Origin of the sequence: Kitasatospora sp. NPDC058492, from assembly GCF_042720685.1 — a bacterium.
GTDB lineage: Bacteria > Actinomycetota > Actinomycetes > Streptomycetales > Streptomycetaceae > Kitasatospora.
Window position 1 is genome coordinate 59,616 of sequence record NZ_JBHXMU010000003.1, and the last position, 16,812, is coordinate 76,427.

13 protein-coding genes and 1 tRNA gene are annotated in these 16,812 nt (G+C 74.9%); 6 read left to right on the plus strand and 8 right to left on the minus strand.

What is annotated here, in order from left to right:
* Window positions 1-29: 29 nt before the first annotated feature.
* A tRNA-Asn gene (locus tag ACFWPI_RS03000) sits at window positions 30-102 on the minus strand.
* 234 nt (window positions 103-336) lie between these two features.
* Between ACFWPI_RS03000 and ACFWPI_RS03005 the strand changes: the two genes are divergently transcribed.
* From ACFWPI_RS03005 to ACFWPI_RS03020, 4 genes are all read left to right on the plus strand, one after another.
* Window positions 337-642: a hypothetical protein gene (locus ACFWPI_RS03005; protein ID WP_380340974.1), complete on the plus strand. Its 306-nt coding sequence runs from the start codon at window positions 337-339 to the stop codon at window positions 640-642.
* A gap of 107 nt (window positions 643-749) precedes the next feature.
* A complete protein-coding gene (locus ACFWPI_RS03010; protein ID WP_380374978.1) occupies window positions 750-2,183 on the plus strand; it encodes an FGGY family carbohydrate kinase in 1,434 nt (477 codons plus the stop codon).
* A gap of 155 nt (window positions 2,184-2,338) precedes the next feature.
* Window positions 2,339-3,742 carry a glutamate decarboxylase gene (locus ACFWPI_RS03015; protein ID WP_380374979.1) on the plus strand — a complete coding sequence of 468 codons (1,404 nt, stop codon included), beginning with the start codon at window positions 2,339-2,341 and terminating at the stop codon, window positions 3,740-3,742.
* Window positions 3,743-4,179: 437 nt separating this feature from the next.
* The gene (locus tag ACFWPI_RS03020; RefSeq protein WP_380380347.1) at window positions 4,180-5,298 is read left to right on the plus strand and encodes a DUF2690 domain-containing protein; all 1,119 of its coding nucleotides are present in this window, start codon (window positions 4,180-4,182) and stop codon (window positions 5,296-5,298) included.
* A gap of 37 nt (window positions 5,299-5,335) precedes the next feature.
* Here ACFWPI_RS03020 and ACFWPI_RS03025 read toward each other — a convergent pair whose 3' ends face one another.
* From ACFWPI_RS03025 to ACFWPI_RS03045, 5 genes are all read right to left on the minus strand, one after another.
* Window positions 5,336-6,562, minus strand: coding sequence for a sigma-70 family RNA polymerase sigma factor (locus tag ACFWPI_RS03025; protein ID WP_380380345.1), 1,227 nt, complete (start codon window positions 6,560-6,562; stop codon window positions 5,336-5,338).
* 136 nt (window positions 6,563-6,698) lie between these two features.
* The gene (dnaG, locus tag ACFWPI_RS03030; RefSeq protein ID WP_063347483.1) at window positions 6,699-8,603 is read right to left on the minus strand and encodes a DNA primase; all 1,905 of its coding nucleotides are present in this window, start codon (window positions 8,601-8,603) and stop codon (window positions 6,699-6,701) included.
* Window positions 8,604-8,765: 162 nt separating this feature from the next.
* A complete protein-coding gene (locus tag ACFWPI_RS03035; protein ID WP_380380343.1) occupies window positions 8,766-10,079 on the minus strand; it encodes a deoxyguanosinetriphosphate triphosphohydrolase in 1,314 nt (437 codons plus the stop codon).
* 175 nt (window positions 10,080-10,254) lie between these two features.
* Complete coding sequence (locus ACFWPI_RS03040) at window positions 10,255-11,220, minus strand: SGNH/GDSL hydrolase family protein (protein WP_159398421.1); 966 nt, start codon at window positions 11,218-11,220, stop codon at window positions 10,255-10,257.
* A gap of 224 nt (window positions 11,221-11,444) precedes the next feature.
* Window positions 11,445-12,389, minus strand: coding sequence for a PAC2 family protein (locus ACFWPI_RS03045; RefSeq protein WP_380380340.1), 945 nt, complete (start codon window positions 12,387-12,389; stop codon window positions 11,445-11,447).
* A 645-nt stretch (window positions 12,390-13,034) separates the two neighbouring features.
* Between ACFWPI_RS03045 and ACFWPI_RS03050 the strand changes: the two genes are divergently transcribed.
* Window positions 13,035-13,763, plus strand: coding sequence for a GNAT family N-acetyltransferase (locus ACFWPI_RS03050; protein ID WP_063347487.1), 729 nt, complete (start codon window positions 13,035-13,037; stop codon window positions 13,761-13,763).
* 30 nt (window positions 13,764-13,793) lie between these two features.
* Here ACFWPI_RS03050 and ACFWPI_RS03055 read toward each other — a convergent pair whose 3' ends face one another.
* Window positions 13,794-15,053, minus strand: coding sequence for an ADP-ribosylglycohydrolase family protein (locus ACFWPI_RS03055; RefSeq protein WP_380380338.1), 1,260 nt, complete (start codon window positions 15,051-15,053; stop codon window positions 13,794-13,796).
* Window positions 15,054-15,164: 111 nt separating this feature from the next.
* On the opposite strand from ACFWPI_RS03055, the gene ACFWPI_RS03060 reads away from it, so the two are divergent.
* A complete protein-coding gene (locus tag ACFWPI_RS03060; RefSeq protein ID WP_380380336.1) occupies window positions 15,165-16,160 on the plus strand; it encodes a hypothetical protein in 996 nt (331 codons plus the stop codon).
* A 76-nt stretch (window positions 16,161-16,236) separates the two neighbouring features.
* On the opposite strand, the gene ACFWPI_RS03065 is transcribed toward ACFWPI_RS03060, so the two are convergent.
* Window positions 16,237-16,752 carry a ribonuclease gene (locus ACFWPI_RS03065; protein ID WP_380380334.1) on the minus strand — a complete coding sequence of 172 codons (516 nt, stop codon included), beginning with the start codon at window positions 16,750-16,752 and terminating at the stop codon, window positions 16,237-16,239.
* Window positions 16,753-16,812 lie beyond the last annotated feature (60 nt).

The window sequence follows — 16,812 nt, forward strand, 5'->3', positions numbered from 1 at the left end:
AGGAGGCCTCTTGCAAGACCTCTCCCGAGCTCCCCCAATTGGACTCGAACCAATAACCTGCCGATTAACAGTCGGCTGCTCTGCCAATTGAGCTATGGGGGACCGGCTTCCGCCTCGGCCCCCGGTTCCCCGGGCTCCTCGGCGCTCGCTGCGGGACATACATTAGCGCACTCGGGGGGGTGGTCCGCCAATCGCTTTCGCCGGACCGCCCCCCGGGCTCCCACCCGGCGTGCCCGGCGCGCGCCCGGCACGGCCCCCGGGGATGCTGGGGGGCACGGACGGTTCGCCGTCCCGACGGACGGGTAGGGCAATGCGGCAGAAGGCCGCCAGGAGAGGGTGGATCCGATCATGTGGAAGCTGTCGTTGGCCGCGGGGTTCGCGGCCGGCTACGTCCTGGGCTCCCGGGCCGGGCGCCGGCGCTACGACCAGATCACGAAGGTCACCCGGAAGATCGCCCAGAACCCCACGGTGCAGGGCGCGGCCGACCGAGCCAGGCAGCAGGCCGGCGCGGTCGCCGGGAAGGCCGCCGGCGCCGTCGCGGACAAGGTCGGCGACCGGCTGCCGAACGCCGTCACCGACCGGGTGCCGTACTTCAACCGTTCCCGGGCCGAGGACGACGGCTGGGGTACCTTCCGCCCGTGACGGGACGGTGACGCCAGGGTGTACCAGGGCCCTGCGTCGAGTCCCGAACGGGCAACACCTCACCCGGCCCGGACGCGTCCCGGGCCGGGCTGAGGCATGATCTCGACATGGCCATCGTCGCGGGGATAGACAGCTCGACCAACCGCACCCGGATCGTCGCGTGCGACGCCGACACCGGCGCCGTCCTGCGCTCCGGCAAGGCGCCGCACCCCGTCCCCGAGGACCCGGACACCCGCCCCGGCGAGACCGACCCGCAGCTCTGGCTGCACTCGCTCGGCGACGCCGCCGCCGGCGGCCTGCTGGAGGGCGTCCGGGCCATCGGCGTCAGCGCACAGCAGCACGGCATGATCGGCCTGGACGCGGGCGGCGTGCTGGTCCGGCCGGCGATCCTCTGGAACGACCCGCGCTCCAGCGGCGCCGCCGCCAAGCTGCTGGACGCGCTCGGCGGCCCGGCCGCCTGGACCGCCGCGATCGGCGCCGTCCCCAGCCCGACCTACACCATCGCCAAGCTGCGCTGGCTGGCCGAGTTCGAGCCGGCCAACGCCCGCCGGGTGGCCGAGGTCCTGCTGCCGCACGACTGGCTGGTCTGGCAGCTCCTCGGCCACCCCAGGCGCCGCAGCACCGACCGGGGCGACGCCTCCGGCACCGGCTACTGGTCCCCGATCACCGGCGAGTACCGGCAGGACCTGGTCGAGCTGGCGCTCGGCCACGAGCTGCGGCTGCCCGAGGTGCTCGGCCCCGCCGAACCCGCCGGGCACACCCCCGAAGGCCTGCTGATCTCGGCCGGCACCGGCGACAACATGGCCGCCGCGCTCGGCCTCGGGCTGCGCCCCGGTGACGCGGTGGTCTCGCTCGGCAGCGCCGGAACGATCTTCGCCGTGCACGACCGGGCCGTGGTGGACGCCACCGGGCTGATCTCCTCCTTCGCCGACGCCGCCGGCCGCCACCTCCCGATGGTCGCCACCCTCAACGCCGCCCAGGTGCTCCGCGCCACCGCCGCCATGCTCGGCCGGGACCTGGACGGCCTGAGCGACCTCGCCCTGCACTCCTCCCCCGGCGCGTACGGGCTGGTGCTCCTCCCCTACCTGGACGGCGAGCGGACGCCGGCCCTCCCGCACGCGGCCGGCACCCTGACCGGCCTGCGGGCCGAGTCGATGACGCCGCAGCACCTGGCCCGGGCCGCCGTCGAGGGCATGCTGTGCAACATCGCGGACGCCCTCGACGTGCTGCGCGCCCAGGGCGTCGCGGTGCGGCGGGTGTTCCTGCTCGGCGCGGCCGGGCGGCTGCCCGCCGTCCGGCACATCGCCCCGCCGCTGTTCGGCGTCCCGGTCGTGGTGCCGCCGCCGGGCGCCCACGCCGCCCGCGGGGCCGCCCGGCAGGCCGCCTGGGCGCTGGCCGGCACCCCGGAGCCGCCGGAGTGGGAGCTGCCGGACGCCGAGACCGTCGAGCCGGACGGGGAGCAGGACCTGGCGATCGGTTCGGCGGTGCGCCAGCAGTACCGCGCCGCCCGCGAACAGATCCACCCGGAGACGGCGGCCTGAAGGCGGCCCGCGGCGGCCTCACCGGCCGGGGACGGCGGCGCCCGACCCCGACCCCGACCCCGACCCCGACCCCGACCGGTGAAGATGCGTCACCCGGCGGCCGGTGGCAGCGTGGGACGGGACACGGCCACCGACATGAAGGGCGGCAGGACTCCATGGCGCTGCACAAGGGGGCCCGCAACGACCGCCGGCTGAGCATCGGGCCGCTCGTGGGCGCCGCCGACCCGCTGGGCTCGATGAAGCTGGCACCACCGCTGCACCGGCTCGGCGAGGGGCCCGTCACGGCCGACACCGCGTACCAGCTGATCCACGACGAGCTGATGCTGGACGGCAACGCCCGGCTCAACCTGGCGACCTTCGTCACCACCTCGATGGAGGCGCAGGCCGCCCGGCTGATGACCGAGTGCCTGGACAAGAACATGATCGACAAGGACGAGTACCCGCAGACCGCCGAACTGGAGCGGCGCTGCGTGGCGATCCTCGCCGACCTCTGGCACGCCCCCGACCCGGACGCCACGGTCGGCTGCTCCACCACCGGCTCCAGCGAGGCCTGCATGCTGGCCGGCATGGCGCTCAAGCGCCGCTGGATGCACCGCAACGCCGAGCGCTACGCGGCCGGGGCCCGGCCCAACCTGGTGATGGGCGTCAACGTGCAGGTGTGCTGGGAGAAGTTCTGCACCTTCTGGGAGGTCGAGGCCCGCACCGCGCCCATGGAGGGCGGGCGCTTCCACCTCGACGCCGAGCACGCGGTCGCGCTGTGCGACGAGGACACCATCGGCGTGGTCGGCATCCTCGGTTCCACCTTCGACGGCTCCTACGAGCCGATCGCGGAGATCTGCGCGGCCCTGGACGACCTCCAGCAGCGCACCGGCCTCGACGTCCCGGTGCACGTGGACGGCGCCTCCGGCGGCATGGTGGCGCCCTTCCTCGACCCCGAGGTGGTCTGGGACTTCCGGCTCCCCCGGGTCGCCTCGATCAACAGCTCCGGGCACAAGTACGGCCTGGTCTACCCCGGCGTCGGCTGGGCCCTGTGGCGCGACCAGGAGGCGCTGCCGGAGGAACTGGTCTTCCGGGTCAACTACCTCGGCGGCGAGATGCCGACCTTCGCGCTCAACTTCTCCCGCCCCGGCGCCGAGGTCGTCGCGCAGTACTACATCTTCCTGCGGCTCGGCCGGGACGGCCTCCGGGCCGTCCAGGGCGCCTGCCGCGAGGTCGCCACCCACCTGTCCGGGGCGATCGAGCACATGGGCGGCTTCCGGCTGCTGACCCGCGGCGACCAGTTGCCGGTCTTCGCCTTCACCACCGCCGACGACGAGCCGTTCGACGTGTTCGACGTCTCGCGGCGGCTGCGCGAGCGCGGCTGGCAGGTGCCCGCGTACACGTTCCCCGCGAACCGGACGGACCTGTCGGTGCTCCGGGTGGTCTGCCGCAACGGCTTCTCGCTGGACCTCGCCGACCTGCTGCTGGCCGACCTCTCCCGGCTGCTGCCGGAGCTGCGGCGCCAACCCGGCCCGCTCAAGGAACTCGGGGTGCCGGCCCGGTCGGGCTTCCACCACTAGGGCCTGGGTCCGCCGGGGCGTGAACACGGCGGGGCGTGATCACGGCGGGGCGTGATCACGGTGGGGAGGGCGCTGCGAAGCGCCCTCCCCACCGTGCGTCCCGGACGAACCGGGGCAGCCTCCCCCCGCGAGGCTGCCCCGGCCGGTGGGGGAATCGGGACGTGCTGCCGGAGCGGGGACCGGTGACCGGTCCGCGTCCGAACGACGCCGTCGGGCGGCGAACCGCGCCGACCAGAGAACTGTGCACGACGGACACGTGCACATGCGAGCGTTCCCGGGGGTTGTGAGACACTTCCGTCCGTCTCAGCGCCATGACCTGGGGTTTGGGACGCCGGACCGGTGAGTTTGGAGAAGCGGAGACACCCGAACGGCCCGGGCCGGAGCCCGTTCCGCTCTCCCCGTCCCCCCGTTCCCGTCTCGCATCGTTGGAAGGCCCCATGGGTTCCGCCTGGAAGAACCTGCCCGAAGAGCTGTCCGGACCCGCCCGGCTCCTGGCCGAGGAGCTCCGGGCCATCAAGGACGCCGCCGGACTCTCGCTGTCCGAGCTGGCCGCCCGGACGCACTACAGCCGGGCCTCCTGGGAGCGCTGGCTGAACGGCAAGCGGGTCATCACCGGGCAGGCACTGGAGGCGCTGACCAGGGCGGTGGACTGCGACGGGCCGGCCCTGCGGGCGCTGCGGGAGCAGGCCGTGGCGGGGCCCGAGGAGGACGGCGAGCCCGGCGCCCCGAAGGAGCCCGCCGCGCAGGCGGCCCCCGAGCAGCCCCGGGCGACGCAGCCCCCGACGGACCGGGCCGGCGCGCCCGCCACACCCGCTGCCTCCGACGTACCCGATGTGACCGACGTACCCGATGTGACCGATGCGACCGCCGCACCCGGCGAGCCCGGCGGCGCCGTGACGGCACCGGTGACGTGGTGGCGGCGCCCGGCGACGCTGCTGACCGGCGCCGCCCTGCTGGTGGCCCTGCTGGTGCTGGTCGGCCTGCGGGCCACCCGGCACCAGGAGCAGCCCCAGACCGTCGCCGAGCCCGTCCCGACCGCCACCGCGGCCAAGCCCGTCCCGGGCGCTCCCGTCTGCCAGGCCGTCGGCTGCGCGCACAAGGACCCCAAGGCCACCGGCTGCGGCAAGGACGCCCGGACCCTGCAGACCGACGTCATCGGCAAGGTCGTCGTCTACCTCCGGTACAGCCAGACCTGCCAGGCGGCCTGGGCGGCGATCACCGAGGGCGAGCCGAACGACTACGCGACCATCACCGACGACTCCGGCCAGAGCGAGACGGCGCTCATCCACTGGGGCTACGACAACTACTCGTCGATGCTGGACGCGGCCGACCCGGCCGTCACCTTCCAGGTCTGCGGGTACCAGCCGGCCGGGCACGTCTGCACCTCGCCCGTCTCGGGCCTGGCCGCCGTGGTGGCCTCCACCCCGATCCCGATCGGCCCCGCCTCGCCGCCCCCGGGCACCGGCCCGGACGCGGCGGCCACCGACCCGCCCTCCCCGGCACAGCCGACCGACACACAGCCCGCCACCGCGCAGCCCTCCCCAGGCCGGTCCTAGGGTCCTGGGCCGGTCCCGGCCGACCCCGGCGGGCCGCTCAGTCGAGATACCCGCGCAGCTGCGCCGCGAAGGCGTGGTCGCGGAGCTTGATCAGCGTCTTCGACTCGATCTGGCGGATCCGCTCCCGGGTCACGCCGAACACCGTGCCGATCTCCTCCAGCGTGCGCGGGCGGCCGTCGTCCAGCCCGTAGCGGAGCTGGACAACCTGGCGCTCCCGCTCGCCCAGGGTGGCCAGGACGGCGTCCAGGTGCTGGCGCAGCAGCAGGAAGGTGGCGGACTCCGCGGGTGAGGCGGCGTCGGCGTCCTCGATCAGGTCGCCGAGCGCGACGTCGTCCTCCTCGCCGACCGGGGTGTGCAGCGAGATCGGCTCCTGGGCCAGCCGGAGCAGCTCACGCACCCGCTCCTCGGTCAGCTCCAGGGCGGCGGCGATCCCGGCCGGGGTCGGTTCCAGCCCGCGCTCCTGCAGCAGGGCGCGCTGCACCCGGATCACCCGGTTGATCAGCTCGACCACGTGCACCGGCACCCGGATCGTCCGAGCCTGGTCGGCCAGTGCCCGGCTCATCGCCTGCCGGATCCACCAGGTCGCGTACGTGGAGAACTTGTAGCCGCGGGCGTAGTCGAACTTCTCCACCGCCCGGATCAGGCCCAGGTTGCCCTCCTGGATCAGGTCCAGCAGGGTCAGTCCGCGGCCGACGTAGCGTTTGGCGACGGACACCACCAGCCGCAGGTTCGCCTCGATCAGCCGGCGTTTGGCGATCCGGCCGCGCACCACCAGGGTGTCCAGTTCGCGGGCCGGCGGGTCGGACGGCGGGGGGTCGCCGTTCAGCCGTTCCTCGGCGAACAGGCCGGCCTCGACCCGGCGGGCCAGCTCCACCTCCTCGGCGGCGGTGAGCAGGCGGACCCGGCCGATCTCGCGCAGGTACTGGCGGAGCAGGTCCGGCGCCGGGCCGGCGTCGCCCTCGGCCTGCGGGCGGGGCTCCTCCTCGTCCCCGTCGCCGGGCTCCGGGCCGTCGGCGTCAGGCTCCGGGTCCTCGGCGTCGGGGTCCGCCTCCGGGGCCTCGGGGTGGCCCTGCGGCACGCCGCGGGCGCCGTCCGGGGGCGCGGCCCCGGCCCGGCCGTGGTCCGTCTCCCGGTCCCCGGCCGGGCCGGCGGGGTGCGGTCCGGTGCCGGCGCCGGGCGGTGCGGCGGTCAGCGCGCCGGTCGGTGCGGCGGTCGGGCTGGAAGTCGGGCTGGAGGTCGCGGCAAAGCCTCGGTCCACGGGCATCCCTCGGGGCGGGCGCGACTCTGGCGGACCCGCGCTGAACGGAGGTGGGACGCCCTCCAGTGTGCGGTACGCCACACTCCGTGGCCGAGACTCGTGCGCCGACTTTCTGGGCCGCTCCCACGGCCCCGCCGCGCTCCTACAGCGCCGCCGCGCCCTGGCTGCGGAGCTGCTGGCCGTACTGCTGGAGCTGCCACAGCTCGGTCTGCACCGCGTGCTGCTGCTCGGCGTCGGCCCGGTGGCCGAGCCGCTGCAGGTAGCCGCGGACCTCGGCGATCCGCCGGTCCACCGCCAGCAGGCGCAGCTTCACCAGGAACTCCCCGGCGTAGACCGCGTCCACCTTCCGGCGGGAGCGCACCGGCTCGACGGTCAGCTCGGTGACGAGCGAGCGCACCTGGTCGTCCGGGGCCGCCTCGCGCACCACGCTGGTGAAGTCGGGCAGCGTCGCCCCGTACGCGGCGCCGCCGGCCTTGGCGATGGCCTGCCGGACGGCCGTGTACGGCAGGGTGGGGAACTCGTCCTCGCCGTAGTGGTCGAAGGCCGGGCTGACCAGGTCCGGGTGCTGGAGCGCCAGCTTGAGCAGCTCCCGTTCGACGAACTGGGCCGGGTCGCGCGGGTTGAGCCGGAAGGCGGGCTGCGCCGGGCGCACCGGCGCGGGCTCGGCGCGGCGGCCGCGGTCGGCGCCCCGGGGGTTCTGCTGGCGCTCGCGGTCCCAGCGGGCCAGCTGGGAGACCCGGCGGACGACGAAGGGCTCGTCCAGGATGCCGAGCATGCCAGCCAGGCGGACGGCGTACTCGTGCTGGATCGAGCGGTCCTTGATCTTGGCGACGATCGGGGCCGCCTCCTCCAGGGCCGCCGACCGCCCCTCCGGCGTCTCCACCCGGTGCTTGGACACCGCCGAGACCAGCGCGAACTCGAACAGCGGGACGGGGTTGTCGATCAGCTGCTTGACCGCCTCGTCGCCCTGGGCCAGGCGCAGTTCGCACGGGTCCATGCCGCCCGGGCTGACCGCGATGGAGGTCTTGGCGGCGAACTTCTGGTCGTCCTCGAAGGCCCGCAGGGCGGCCTTCTGGCCGGCCGCGTCGCCGTCGAAGGTGAAGACCGTCTCGCCGCGGTACTGCGAGGTGTCCATCAGCAGCCGGCGAATGATCTTGATGTGGTCCTCGGCGAAGGCCGTACCGCAGGTGGCCACCGCCGAGGTGACCCCCGCCAGGTGGCAGGCCATCACATCGGTGTAGCCCTCGACCACGACCGCGCGGCCCGACTTGGCGATCTCCTTCTTCGCCAGGTCGATGCCGTACAGCACGTGCGACTTCTTGTAGATCGGCGTCTCGGGGGTGTTCAGGTACTTCGGGCCGTTGTCGTCCTCGCGCAGGCGGCGGGCGCCGAAGCCGACCACCTCGCCCGCGATGTCCCGGATCGGCCAGACCAGCCGGCCCCGGAAGCGGTCGATCAGGCCGCCGCGCTGGCCCTGCGAGGCCAGGCCGCCGAGCAGGATCTCCTTGTCGGTGAAGCCCTTGCCGCGCAGGTAGCGGACCAGGTGCTCCCAGCCCACCGGGGCGTAGCCGACGCCGAAGGTCTTCGCGGCCTCCTCGTCGAAGCCGCGCTCGGCCAGGAAGCGGCGGCCGATCTCCGCCTCCGCCGAGGCCAGCTGCTCCCGGTAGTAGGCGGCGGCCACCTTGTGCGCCTCGACCAGGCGGGTCCGCTCGCCCTGCTGGTGGCGGGGGCTGTAGCCGCCCTCCTCGTAACGCAGGGTGATGCCGGCCTGGGCGGCCATCCGCTCGACGGCCTCGGCGAAGGTGAAGTGCTCGATCTTCATCAGGAAGGCGATGGTGTCGCCGTTCTCCTGGCAGCCGAAGCAGTGGAAGACGCCCTTGGCGGGGTTCACGTAGAACGAGGCGGACTTCTCGTCGTGGAAGGGGCAGACGCCCTTGTACTCGCCGCCGCCACCGTTGGTGAGCTGAACGTAGTCGCCGACCACGGCGTCGATCGGCAGTGCGCTGCGCACCGCTTGTACGTCTTCGTCCCTGATCCGCCCGGCCACCCCGGAAGTCTACTGGGGTGGCCGGGGTTTCCCGGCGGGCCGGTCGTGCCGGGACCGGTCGCACTGCGCGCGGCCGGGCGCCGGGCGGTTGCGCTTGAGCGGTCGCGCGCCGGGCGCCGGGCGGTTGCGCCTGAGCGGTCGCGCGCCGGGGCCCGCGGGCGGTCAGGCCCAGGCGGCGCCGACGAGCCTGGCGTGCAGGGCGAGGGCGGAGGCGTCGGTGAGGGTGGCGATCTGGTCGATGACCGCGCGCAGGGCGGCCCGGTCGTCCTCGGCCTCGCGGTAGAGCGCGCCGAACACCGGGTCCAGGCCCTCGGGGGCGCGCTGGGTGAGCACGTACGCCAGCTCGGCGATCACGATCCGCTGGCGGGCCCGCAGCTGGGCCTGCTCGTCGCGCTGCATCACGAAGCGGACGGCGACCGCCTTGAGCACCGCGACCTCCAGCCGGACGCCCCGCGGCACCACCAGCTCGGCCGTGTACCGGGTGAGCCGGCCGGGGCCGTAGCGGGCCCGGGTGGCCTGCTCGGCGGCCAGGCAGAAGCGGCCGATCAGCTGGCTGGTGAGGTCCTTCAGCCCGGCCCGGGCGCGGGCCGTGCCGTCGTACTCCTGGGGCCACCGGTCCTGGCCGAGCAGCCGGTCGAGGGCGGCGGCCAGCTCCTCCGGCTCGGCGTCCGGGGCGTAGCGCTCGGCGACCTTGAAGAGTTCGGCCCGCTCGCTCGGCGCGCGCAGCGCGGCCGGGTCGATGTGGCCGGCCTGGAGGCCGTCCTCGACGTCGTGGGTCGAGTACGCGACGTCGTCGGACCAGTCCATGACGGTGGCCTCGAAGCACTTGCGCCCGGCCGGGGAGCCGGCCCGCAGCCAGCGGAACACCGGCAGGTCGTCGGCGTAGACGCCGTACTTGGACGAGGCCGGGTCGGTGGGGTGGGCGCCGCGCGTCCACGGGTACTTGGTGGCGGCGTCGAGGGCGGCGCGGGTCAGGTTGAGGCCGACGCTGCGGCCGGGCCAGGGGGCGAGCCGGGCGGCGGGGTGCTCGCCATCCGGGGCGAAGCGCTTGGGTTCGAGCCGGGTGAGGATGCGCAGCGACTGCGCGTTGCCCTCGAAGCCGCCGCAGGCCTCGGCGGCCTGGTCGAGCGCCTCCTCGCCGGTGTGGCCGAACGGCGGGTGGCCGATGTCGTGGGCCAGGCAGCCGGCCTCCACGAGGTCCGGGTCGCAGCCCAGGGCGGCGCCCAACTCCCGCCCCACCTGGGCGCATTCGAGGGAGTGGGTGAGCCGGGTGCGGGGGAAGTCGCTGCGCATCGGGGCGACCACCTGGGTGGTGCCGGCCAGCCGCCGCAGCGCCGCCGAGTGCAGCACCCGGGCCCGGTCGCGCTGGAACGCCGTGCGGCCGGGGCGCTTGTCCGGTTCGGGGACCCAGCGGGCCTCGGCGGCGTGGTCGTACGGGAGCGGGGCGGCGGCGAGGCGGTGCGCGGTGTCATCCATATGCCCCTCACGGTACGCCGCGCCCCCGACAGCCAGGGTGTGCCGCGCACGAAGGAGTGTGGGCCGGAGCGTGAATCCTGCGGTACGCGCTGGTGTCCGCCCCGGCCCGGGTTGCGCGCCGGTGGCCGCCCCGGCTCGCCGCCTGCGGTCCGGCCCCGGCCCCCGGCCTCCGGCCTCAGCCGCGGACGGCCTTGAGGACGGCGGCGGCCACCGCCTCCTGCCCCTTGGCGTTGGGGTGGATCGCTGCCAGGCCCGGGGCCGGGAACGGCGGTTCGACCCAGCGGGTGGCCTCACCCGCGCACATGTCGTGCCCGGCCGAGGGGGCGGCCGCGTCCACGAACACCGCGCCGGCGCCCTCCGCCCGCCGCTTGAGCATGCCGTTGAGCTGCTGCTCCTTCTCCGAGAGGAAGCCCAGGTCCCCGGCCGCGACCGCCTTGCCCAACACCTGTCGGCAGCCGGCCGGGTCGGACGGGAGCAGCGTCGGGTACCCGATCACGTACACCCGGGCCTGCGGGGAGCGGTGCTTGATGTCCTGCAGGATCCGGCCGAGTTGCTCACCGGCCGCGTCGACCTTGCGCTGCACCTCGTCCGTCCCGCCGGAGGCGTAGTGCTCGCGGCAGGGCGAGGGCGCGCGGGTGGCGCCGACGATGCCCTTCACCGCGTCCACCAGGTTCTCCTTGGCGCACTCCTTGACGACCTCCATGAAGCCCGCGTCGTTGCCGCCGATGCCGACCGTCACCACGCGGGTGGCCGGGGTCAGCGCGTCCAGCTGGGGCGGGTTGGTGCCGTGGTCGGTCTCCTGGGCGCCGGTCAGGTCCCCGGTGCGGGCGCCGCTGCAACTGACGTCCTGGAACTGGCCGGCCGGCAGCCCGAGCCCCTTCGCCACCAGGGACGGGTAGTTGACCCCCGAGCGGGAGCAGCCCTTCGGCTCGCCCACCTGCGGGGCGATCTTCAGGCCGGCGGTGTACGAGTCGCCGAGGGCCACGTACGGGCCGTTCGGCGGCGGCGTGGACTTGGCGTTCTTGCCGGGCAGCGCGCCCGCGAAACCGTCCGTCCCGCCGTCCGCGGGGGTGCACCCGGCGAGCAGCAGCGCGGCGAGCCCGGCCGTCAGGGCGACGGCCGGGCGGATGGTCCTGGACATGGTCGTGGGCATGGCATCCCCCCGGGGGATAGGCGTCACGGGCAGCTCCGTACGGCGGCGCGTCCCCCGACGCCGCCAGCACCAACGAACGGGGCCCGCGAATGACTCCCGTGACTCCCGGCCGCCGCCGACCCGGCCGGTTCCCGCCCCTGCGGGGCCGATTCCGCGCCGGACCTGTTCCGCGCCGGGCCTACTCCCCGCCCGGACCTGCTCCCCGCCCCGGCCTACTCCGCGCCGCGCTCGTGCTCGGCCAGGAACTCCTCGAAGCGCCGCCCCAACTCGTCCGCCGACGGCAGGTCCACCGGCTCGGCCAGCAGGCTCTCCCGGCTCTCCGCCCCCGCCACCGCGTCGTACTGGCCCTCCATGCCGCGGATCGCCGAGCGCAACTCGCCGTCCCCGTGCGCCAGCTGCTCCTCGATGTCGGCGTACACCTCGCCGACCCGCTCGCGCAGCCGGGTGCCGGGCAGCACCAGGCCGGTGGCGGACTGCACCGCCTCCAGGATCAGCACGGCGGCCGCCGGGTACTCCGAGCGCGCCACGTAGTGCGGGACGTGCACGGCGAAGCCCAACACGTCGTGCCCGGCCTCGGCCAGGCGGTACTCCAGCAGCGCCTGGGCGCTGCCCGGGACCTGCGCCTGCTCGAACCACTGCGGGTAGCCGGCCGCCAGGTCGAGCCGGTTGCCGTGCGGGGTCAGGCCGACCGGGCGGGTGTGCGGCACGCCCATCGGGATGCCGTGGAAGTCCACCGCCAGCCGGACCTCGAAGCGCTCCACCAGCTCGCGGACGGCACCGGCGAAACGCTCCCACTCGACGTCCGGCTCGGGGCCGGTGAGCAGCAGGAACGGCGCGCCCGCGCCGTCGCGGACGAGCTGGAGCAGGATCTCCGGCGGCTCGTAGGACGCCCACTGGTCCCGGTCGAAGACCATCGCGGGGCGGCGCGCCCGGTAGTCGACCAGGCGGTCGTGGTCGAAACGGGCCACCACCTGCGGCGAGCCCGTCTCCAGGAGGTGGGCCACCACCTGGCCGCCGGCCTCGCCGGCGTCCATGAAGCCCTCGAAGTGCTGGAGCAGCACGAGGCCCGCACCGGTGTCGCGCAGCTCCGCGGTGGCCGCGGCCACCGCGGCCACGCCCTGCTGATCCAGCTCGTACAACGCCTGGAAGTCACGCACCGCGCACCCAACCCCGTTCTCTGCTCGTCACGACGTACCGGCTTCTCGTCCTCTCCAGCGTGCCGGGCGCCGCCGGAATTCCCGACCCGCCCGTCGGCGGGGTCGGCGGCCTCCCCGGACCGCTCCGGACCATGATCGCACCCGGGTGGAAAGCCCCTGGTCACGGGTGTTCAACGGCCCGTCCGGGGGCGGGTCGCAGCGGCCCGCACCGCCATTCGCGTGCCGCGAAGTGACGCACCGCCTTCTGACGGGTATCGTCCTCTCGCTGCCTCGCATCGTCGCGTCGTCGTCACGTCGTCCCATAACGCCGTCGGCCACGTCCCGGACCGGTGTTCGGCCAGCCCACACGACGCATCTTGCCTTCATCTGGCCGCCTGTTTCCTTCGCGCTCCCGTTTCCTCATCGGCCATCTCGCGGACGCACACTGTCCCCTCGCTCATCCCCGCCGGACCGGTCCGTGGACCCGAGTCCGTTCCGGCACCGCGCTGCCCGCCTCCGGGCCGCCGCCCCCGCCCCGCCCGACCGGCTCTCCGGCGTGCGCGGGTACCGGCGGGCGTGCTCCGGGGCCGGGGCGACTGTCCCTGCCTCCCGAGCCGTACCCCGGCACGGTAGGCACCCTCCGACCGATGAAGGACCGAAGGTTCCGTGCCCGTACCTGTCATCCTCACCGGCCGCACCGTGCGGCTGGAGCCCCTCGCCGCGCACCACGCCTCGGCCATCGCCGAGGCCGGCGCCGAAGACCGTACGACCTACGCCTTCACGCCCGTCCCGCACGGCCTCGAAGCGGCCCGCGACTACATCGCGCGCGCCCTCGCCGACCAGGCCGCGGGCCGGTCGCTGCCGTTCGCGACGGTGAACGTGGCAACCGGCCGGGTCGTCGGCTCCACCCGATTCCTGGAACTCGACTACTGGCAGGGGCCGATGGTCTGGCCGCCGGTGCCCGGGGTGCCGTTCGGCGACCCGGCCACGGCCGTCCCGGACGCCGCCGAGATCGGCAACACCTGGCTCTCGCCGCGCGCCCAGGGCACCGGCATCAACACCGAGGCCAAGCTGCTGATGCTGCGCCACGCCTTCGAGACCTGGGGGGTGCAGCGGATCTCGCTGCGCGCCGACGCCCGCAACCAGCGCTCGCGCACCGCCATCGAGCGGCTCGGCGCCACCTCCGAGGGCGTCCGCCGGGCCCACTCGCGCGGGCTCGACGGGGTGGTGCGCTCGACCGCGTTCTACTCGATCCTCGACGACGAGTGGCCCGCGGTGCGGGACATCATCGAGCTGCGGATCGCCGCCGCCACCTCGCCCAGCGCCCCGGATCCGGCGATCAACCAGGAGTGCCTTAGACACGGCGGCGGCCCCGGGCACCTGATCACCGCCTGACCCGGACGCCTGCTCACGGCCCGAAGGGGGCTACGGCCGCCACCCGTAGCCCCCGGCGGCCAGGCCGAGGACCCGGGCGAGGAGCTCCGGATCGGCAGCTCCCCGGAAGCGGTCGGGATGCGCCTCGACCAGTGCCGACCCGGGCCGCCAGCCGCCGCGCACCGGGGCGACCCGGACGCTCCAGATCTCGAAGCCGGTCCAGCTGCGGTGCAGGTGCAGCACGCCCTCGGCGGTGTGGGACACCCACTTGTCCTCCATCTCCCGGGGGCGCAGCCCGGCCCGGATCCGCTGCCACTCCTCGTCCGTCCAGACCACGTCCGGCACCGGGCAGGCGCGGGGCAGCAGCATGGGCTTCAGACGGCCCTCGCTCTCCGGGGCGGGCCGGACGCCGCCCTGCTCGGGGAACGCCCAGCCGGGCAGCGGTTCGCGGGCGGCCAGCCAGGCGGCCGGAATGCCCTCGGTCCCGGTGTGTGCGGCGACCACTCCCCCGGCGATCGCGGCCACCGTGTCCATGTCGCCGCCGGCCGCGACCGCCTCCCGGACGGCGGCCGGATAGTCGCTCAGATGCCGGGCGGCGCACCACAGGGCGTACGGGACGGTGTCGACGGCGGACGTCCGGCTGCCGTTGCCCAGGATCTCGGCGGCGGCCCTCGGGTCCGGTTCGGCGAGCAGCTGGACCGCCTCGGTGAGACCGTCACGGACGGCGCCGTACGGGGTGAGGCCGATCACCGCTTCCAGGAAGGACTCCGGCGTCATCGCCTCGGTGCGCGCCCGCGCCGCGTACGCGGCGGCCACCGCGACCGCGACGGCGCCGTCCACCGCCTGCGGGTGGGTGTGGGTGATCACGGCGGTGTCGGCAGCGGGCCGGACCGCGGAGGCCGGGTCCTCGGCGTACGCCGCCCCCAGCGGGGCGACCCGCATCGCGGCACCGTTGCCGTACGAGCCCTGGCCGTCGAAGAGTTCGGCCGCCAGGGCCTTCGCGTCACCGCCCTCCCGGATCAGCCGCAGCATCCGGTTGGCGGCCGGCCCGTACCCGCGGTCGAAGTCGTGGCGCCGGGCGAAGGCGTGGGTGAGGTCGAAGGTGTCGATCGTGCCGCGTTCGGTGTGCGCGGCGTACACCGAGCAGGCCATCTCGGTGTCGTCGGTCCACGGCCAGGGGCCGGGCGGGTCGGTGCGGCCGGCGAAGTGGGCGGCTGCGGTGGCCGGGACGAAGAGCTGTGCACCGTAGGCGTCGCCTACCGAAAGGCCGTTGAGCGCGTCGAGCGCGGGGCCGGTGGGTGGAGTCGTCATATGGTTCCCAGCTCAGCGGTTCGACCGGTGCTCCGTCAACCTCATTCTCACAGGCTCCCCCGACGAGCGATGTTTCGCATACATCCGATCCTGGTGGGCAGCACCCCGGGTATGACCCGCGTGAACCCGCTCGACCCCGTCGTGCTGCTCGGCGCCGACCAGCAGCACATCGTCACCCGGGCGCAACTGCGCCGGCTCGGCGTGCCGTCCGGCACCATTGCCCACCGGCTGCGCCCCGACGGGCCCTGGCAGCAGGTGCTGCCCCGGGTGATCTGCCTGCAGTCCGGCCGATTGACAGCGCACCAGCGGCTGCGCGCCGCGCTGGCGTACGCGAGCCCCAAGGGGCGGGCGCCGCAGGCCGGGGAGGTACTGCTGACCGGGGACGCGGTGCTGGCCGACGCAGGGCTGCCGAGCGCCGGACACCCGGCCGACCTGGCCCGGATCGACGTCCTGATCCCCACCCAACGCCGGGTCGTCGACCGCGAGTTCGTCCGGATCCACCGGTCGGCCGGGCCGCTGCCGGGCGGCTTCGAGCGGAACGACGGGCTGTGGAGCACCACCGTCGCCCGGGCGCTGGCCGACCTCGCGCCGGGCGAGACCGGGCAGCGCCGGTTCCGGGCGCTGTGCGCGGAGGCCGTCCAGCGGCGGCACTGCGAACTCGGCGAGCTGCTAGACCACTTGCTGGCCCGGCCGGGCGCGCTCGGGCTGCCGCAGGTGGCCCGGGTGGTGGAGGACCTCACCGCCGGAGTGCGGTCGGTGGTGGAGGGCGAGGCCCGCGAACTCCTGGCGCACGCGGGCCTGCCCGAGCCGCTGTGGAACCCGGTGCTCTTCCTGGACGGCCGCTTCCTCACCGTCCCGGACGCCTACTGGCCGCACGCCTGCGTGGCGTTGGAGATCGACTCCCGCGCCTGGCACCTGCGCCCCGCCGACCACGAACGCGGCCTGGCCCGTGCCAACCGGCTGACCGCCGTCGGGCTCCCCGTGGTCCGCACCACCCCGGTCCAGCTCCGGCGCGACCCCGTCCCGGTGTTCCACGAGCTGACCGCCCTCCTCACCACCGGCCCGCACGGCCCCCACCGCCGGGTCAGCTGGCGCCGGGCCCGGTGAGGGCCGCGGGCGCGGTGCGGTCGGGTGCTCGGTGCGGGCCGCGGGCGCGGTGCGGGGCATCACACCGTGCGGGGTGTCAGCAGCGCGGGTCGATCTCCTGGAAGGTCGCGTAGTGGTCCGGCGACCAGTACTGCTCGCCGGAGCCGCCGGTGACCACGCGGCGGGTGCCGCGGTCGTTGGAGCCCGGGGTGACCACGGTGAACTCGTGGTAGTAGCCGCCGGACTTCTTCGGCAGGCGGCTCTCGCGGTTCTCGAAGATGATGCCGTCGCGGTTGTACGGGTACGGGCCGTTCTTGGCGATCAGGCCGAGGGTGTCCTGGGCCTGGCTGGGGAGCTTGCTGCGGCAGACGTCGGCGAGCGCCGGGTCGGCGGGCACCCAGGTGCCGCTCGGGGCGGGGGTGCCGCCGGCGGGCGGGGACGGCTTGGGGGCCGAGGACTTGGGGGCCGAGGCGCCCGCCGAGGTGGCGGTGGAGCTCGCGGCGGCCTTGGGGTGGCTGCTGCCGCCCTTGCCGGCGAGCAGGTACCCGATCCCGGCGACGAGGGCCAGGATCAGGACGGCCACGACGACGAGCGGGCTTTTACGTCTGGTCATGCGCCCCAGCTTGGCAGGCGCGCGGGCGCCGCCCGGCCAGCTACACACGTGGCCGCCGCC

What these genes read in the sequence shown, in the direction of transcription:
- ACFWPI_RS03040 (WP_159398421.1), bottom strand. Translation starts at nt 11,220, where the DNA reads ATGTCCAGGACCATCCGCCCGGCCGTCGCCCTGACGGCCGGGCTCGCC.
- ACFWPI_RS03055 (WP_380380338.1), bottom strand. Translation starts at nt 15,053, where the DNA reads ATGACGACTCCACCCACCGGCCCCGCGCTCGACGCGCTCAACGGCCTT.
- ACFWPI_RS03060 (WP_380380336.1), top strand. Translation starts at nt 15,165, where the DNA reads ATGACCCGCGTGAACCCGCTCGACCCCGTCGTGCTGCTCGGCGCCGAC.
- ACFWPI_RS03035 (WP_380380343.1), bottom strand. Translation starts at nt 10,079, where the DNA reads ATGGATGACACCGCGCACCGCCTCGCCGCCGCCCCGCTCCCGTACGAC.
- ACFWPI_RS03010 (WP_380374978.1), top strand. Translation starts at nt 750, where the DNA reads ATGGCCATCGTCGCGGGGATAGACAGCTCGACCAACCGCACCCGGATC.
- ACFWPI_RS03020 (WP_380380347.1), top strand. Translation starts at nt 4,180, where the DNA reads ATGGGTTCCGCCTGGAAGAACCTGCCCGAAGAGCTGTCCGGACCCGCC.
- ACFWPI_RS03015 (WP_380374979.1), top strand. Translation starts at nt 2,339, where the DNA reads ATGGCGCTGCACAAGGGGGCCCGCAACGACCGCCGGCTGAGCATCGGG.
- ACFWPI_RS03025 (WP_380380345.1), bottom strand. Translation starts at nt 6,562, where the DNA reads ATGCCCGTGGACCGAGGCTTTGCCGCGACCTCCAGCCCGACTTCCAGC.
- ACFWPI_RS03065 (WP_380380334.1), bottom strand. Translation starts at nt 16,752, where the DNA reads ATGACCAGACGTAAAAGCCCGCTCGTCGTCGTGGCCGTCCTGATCCTG.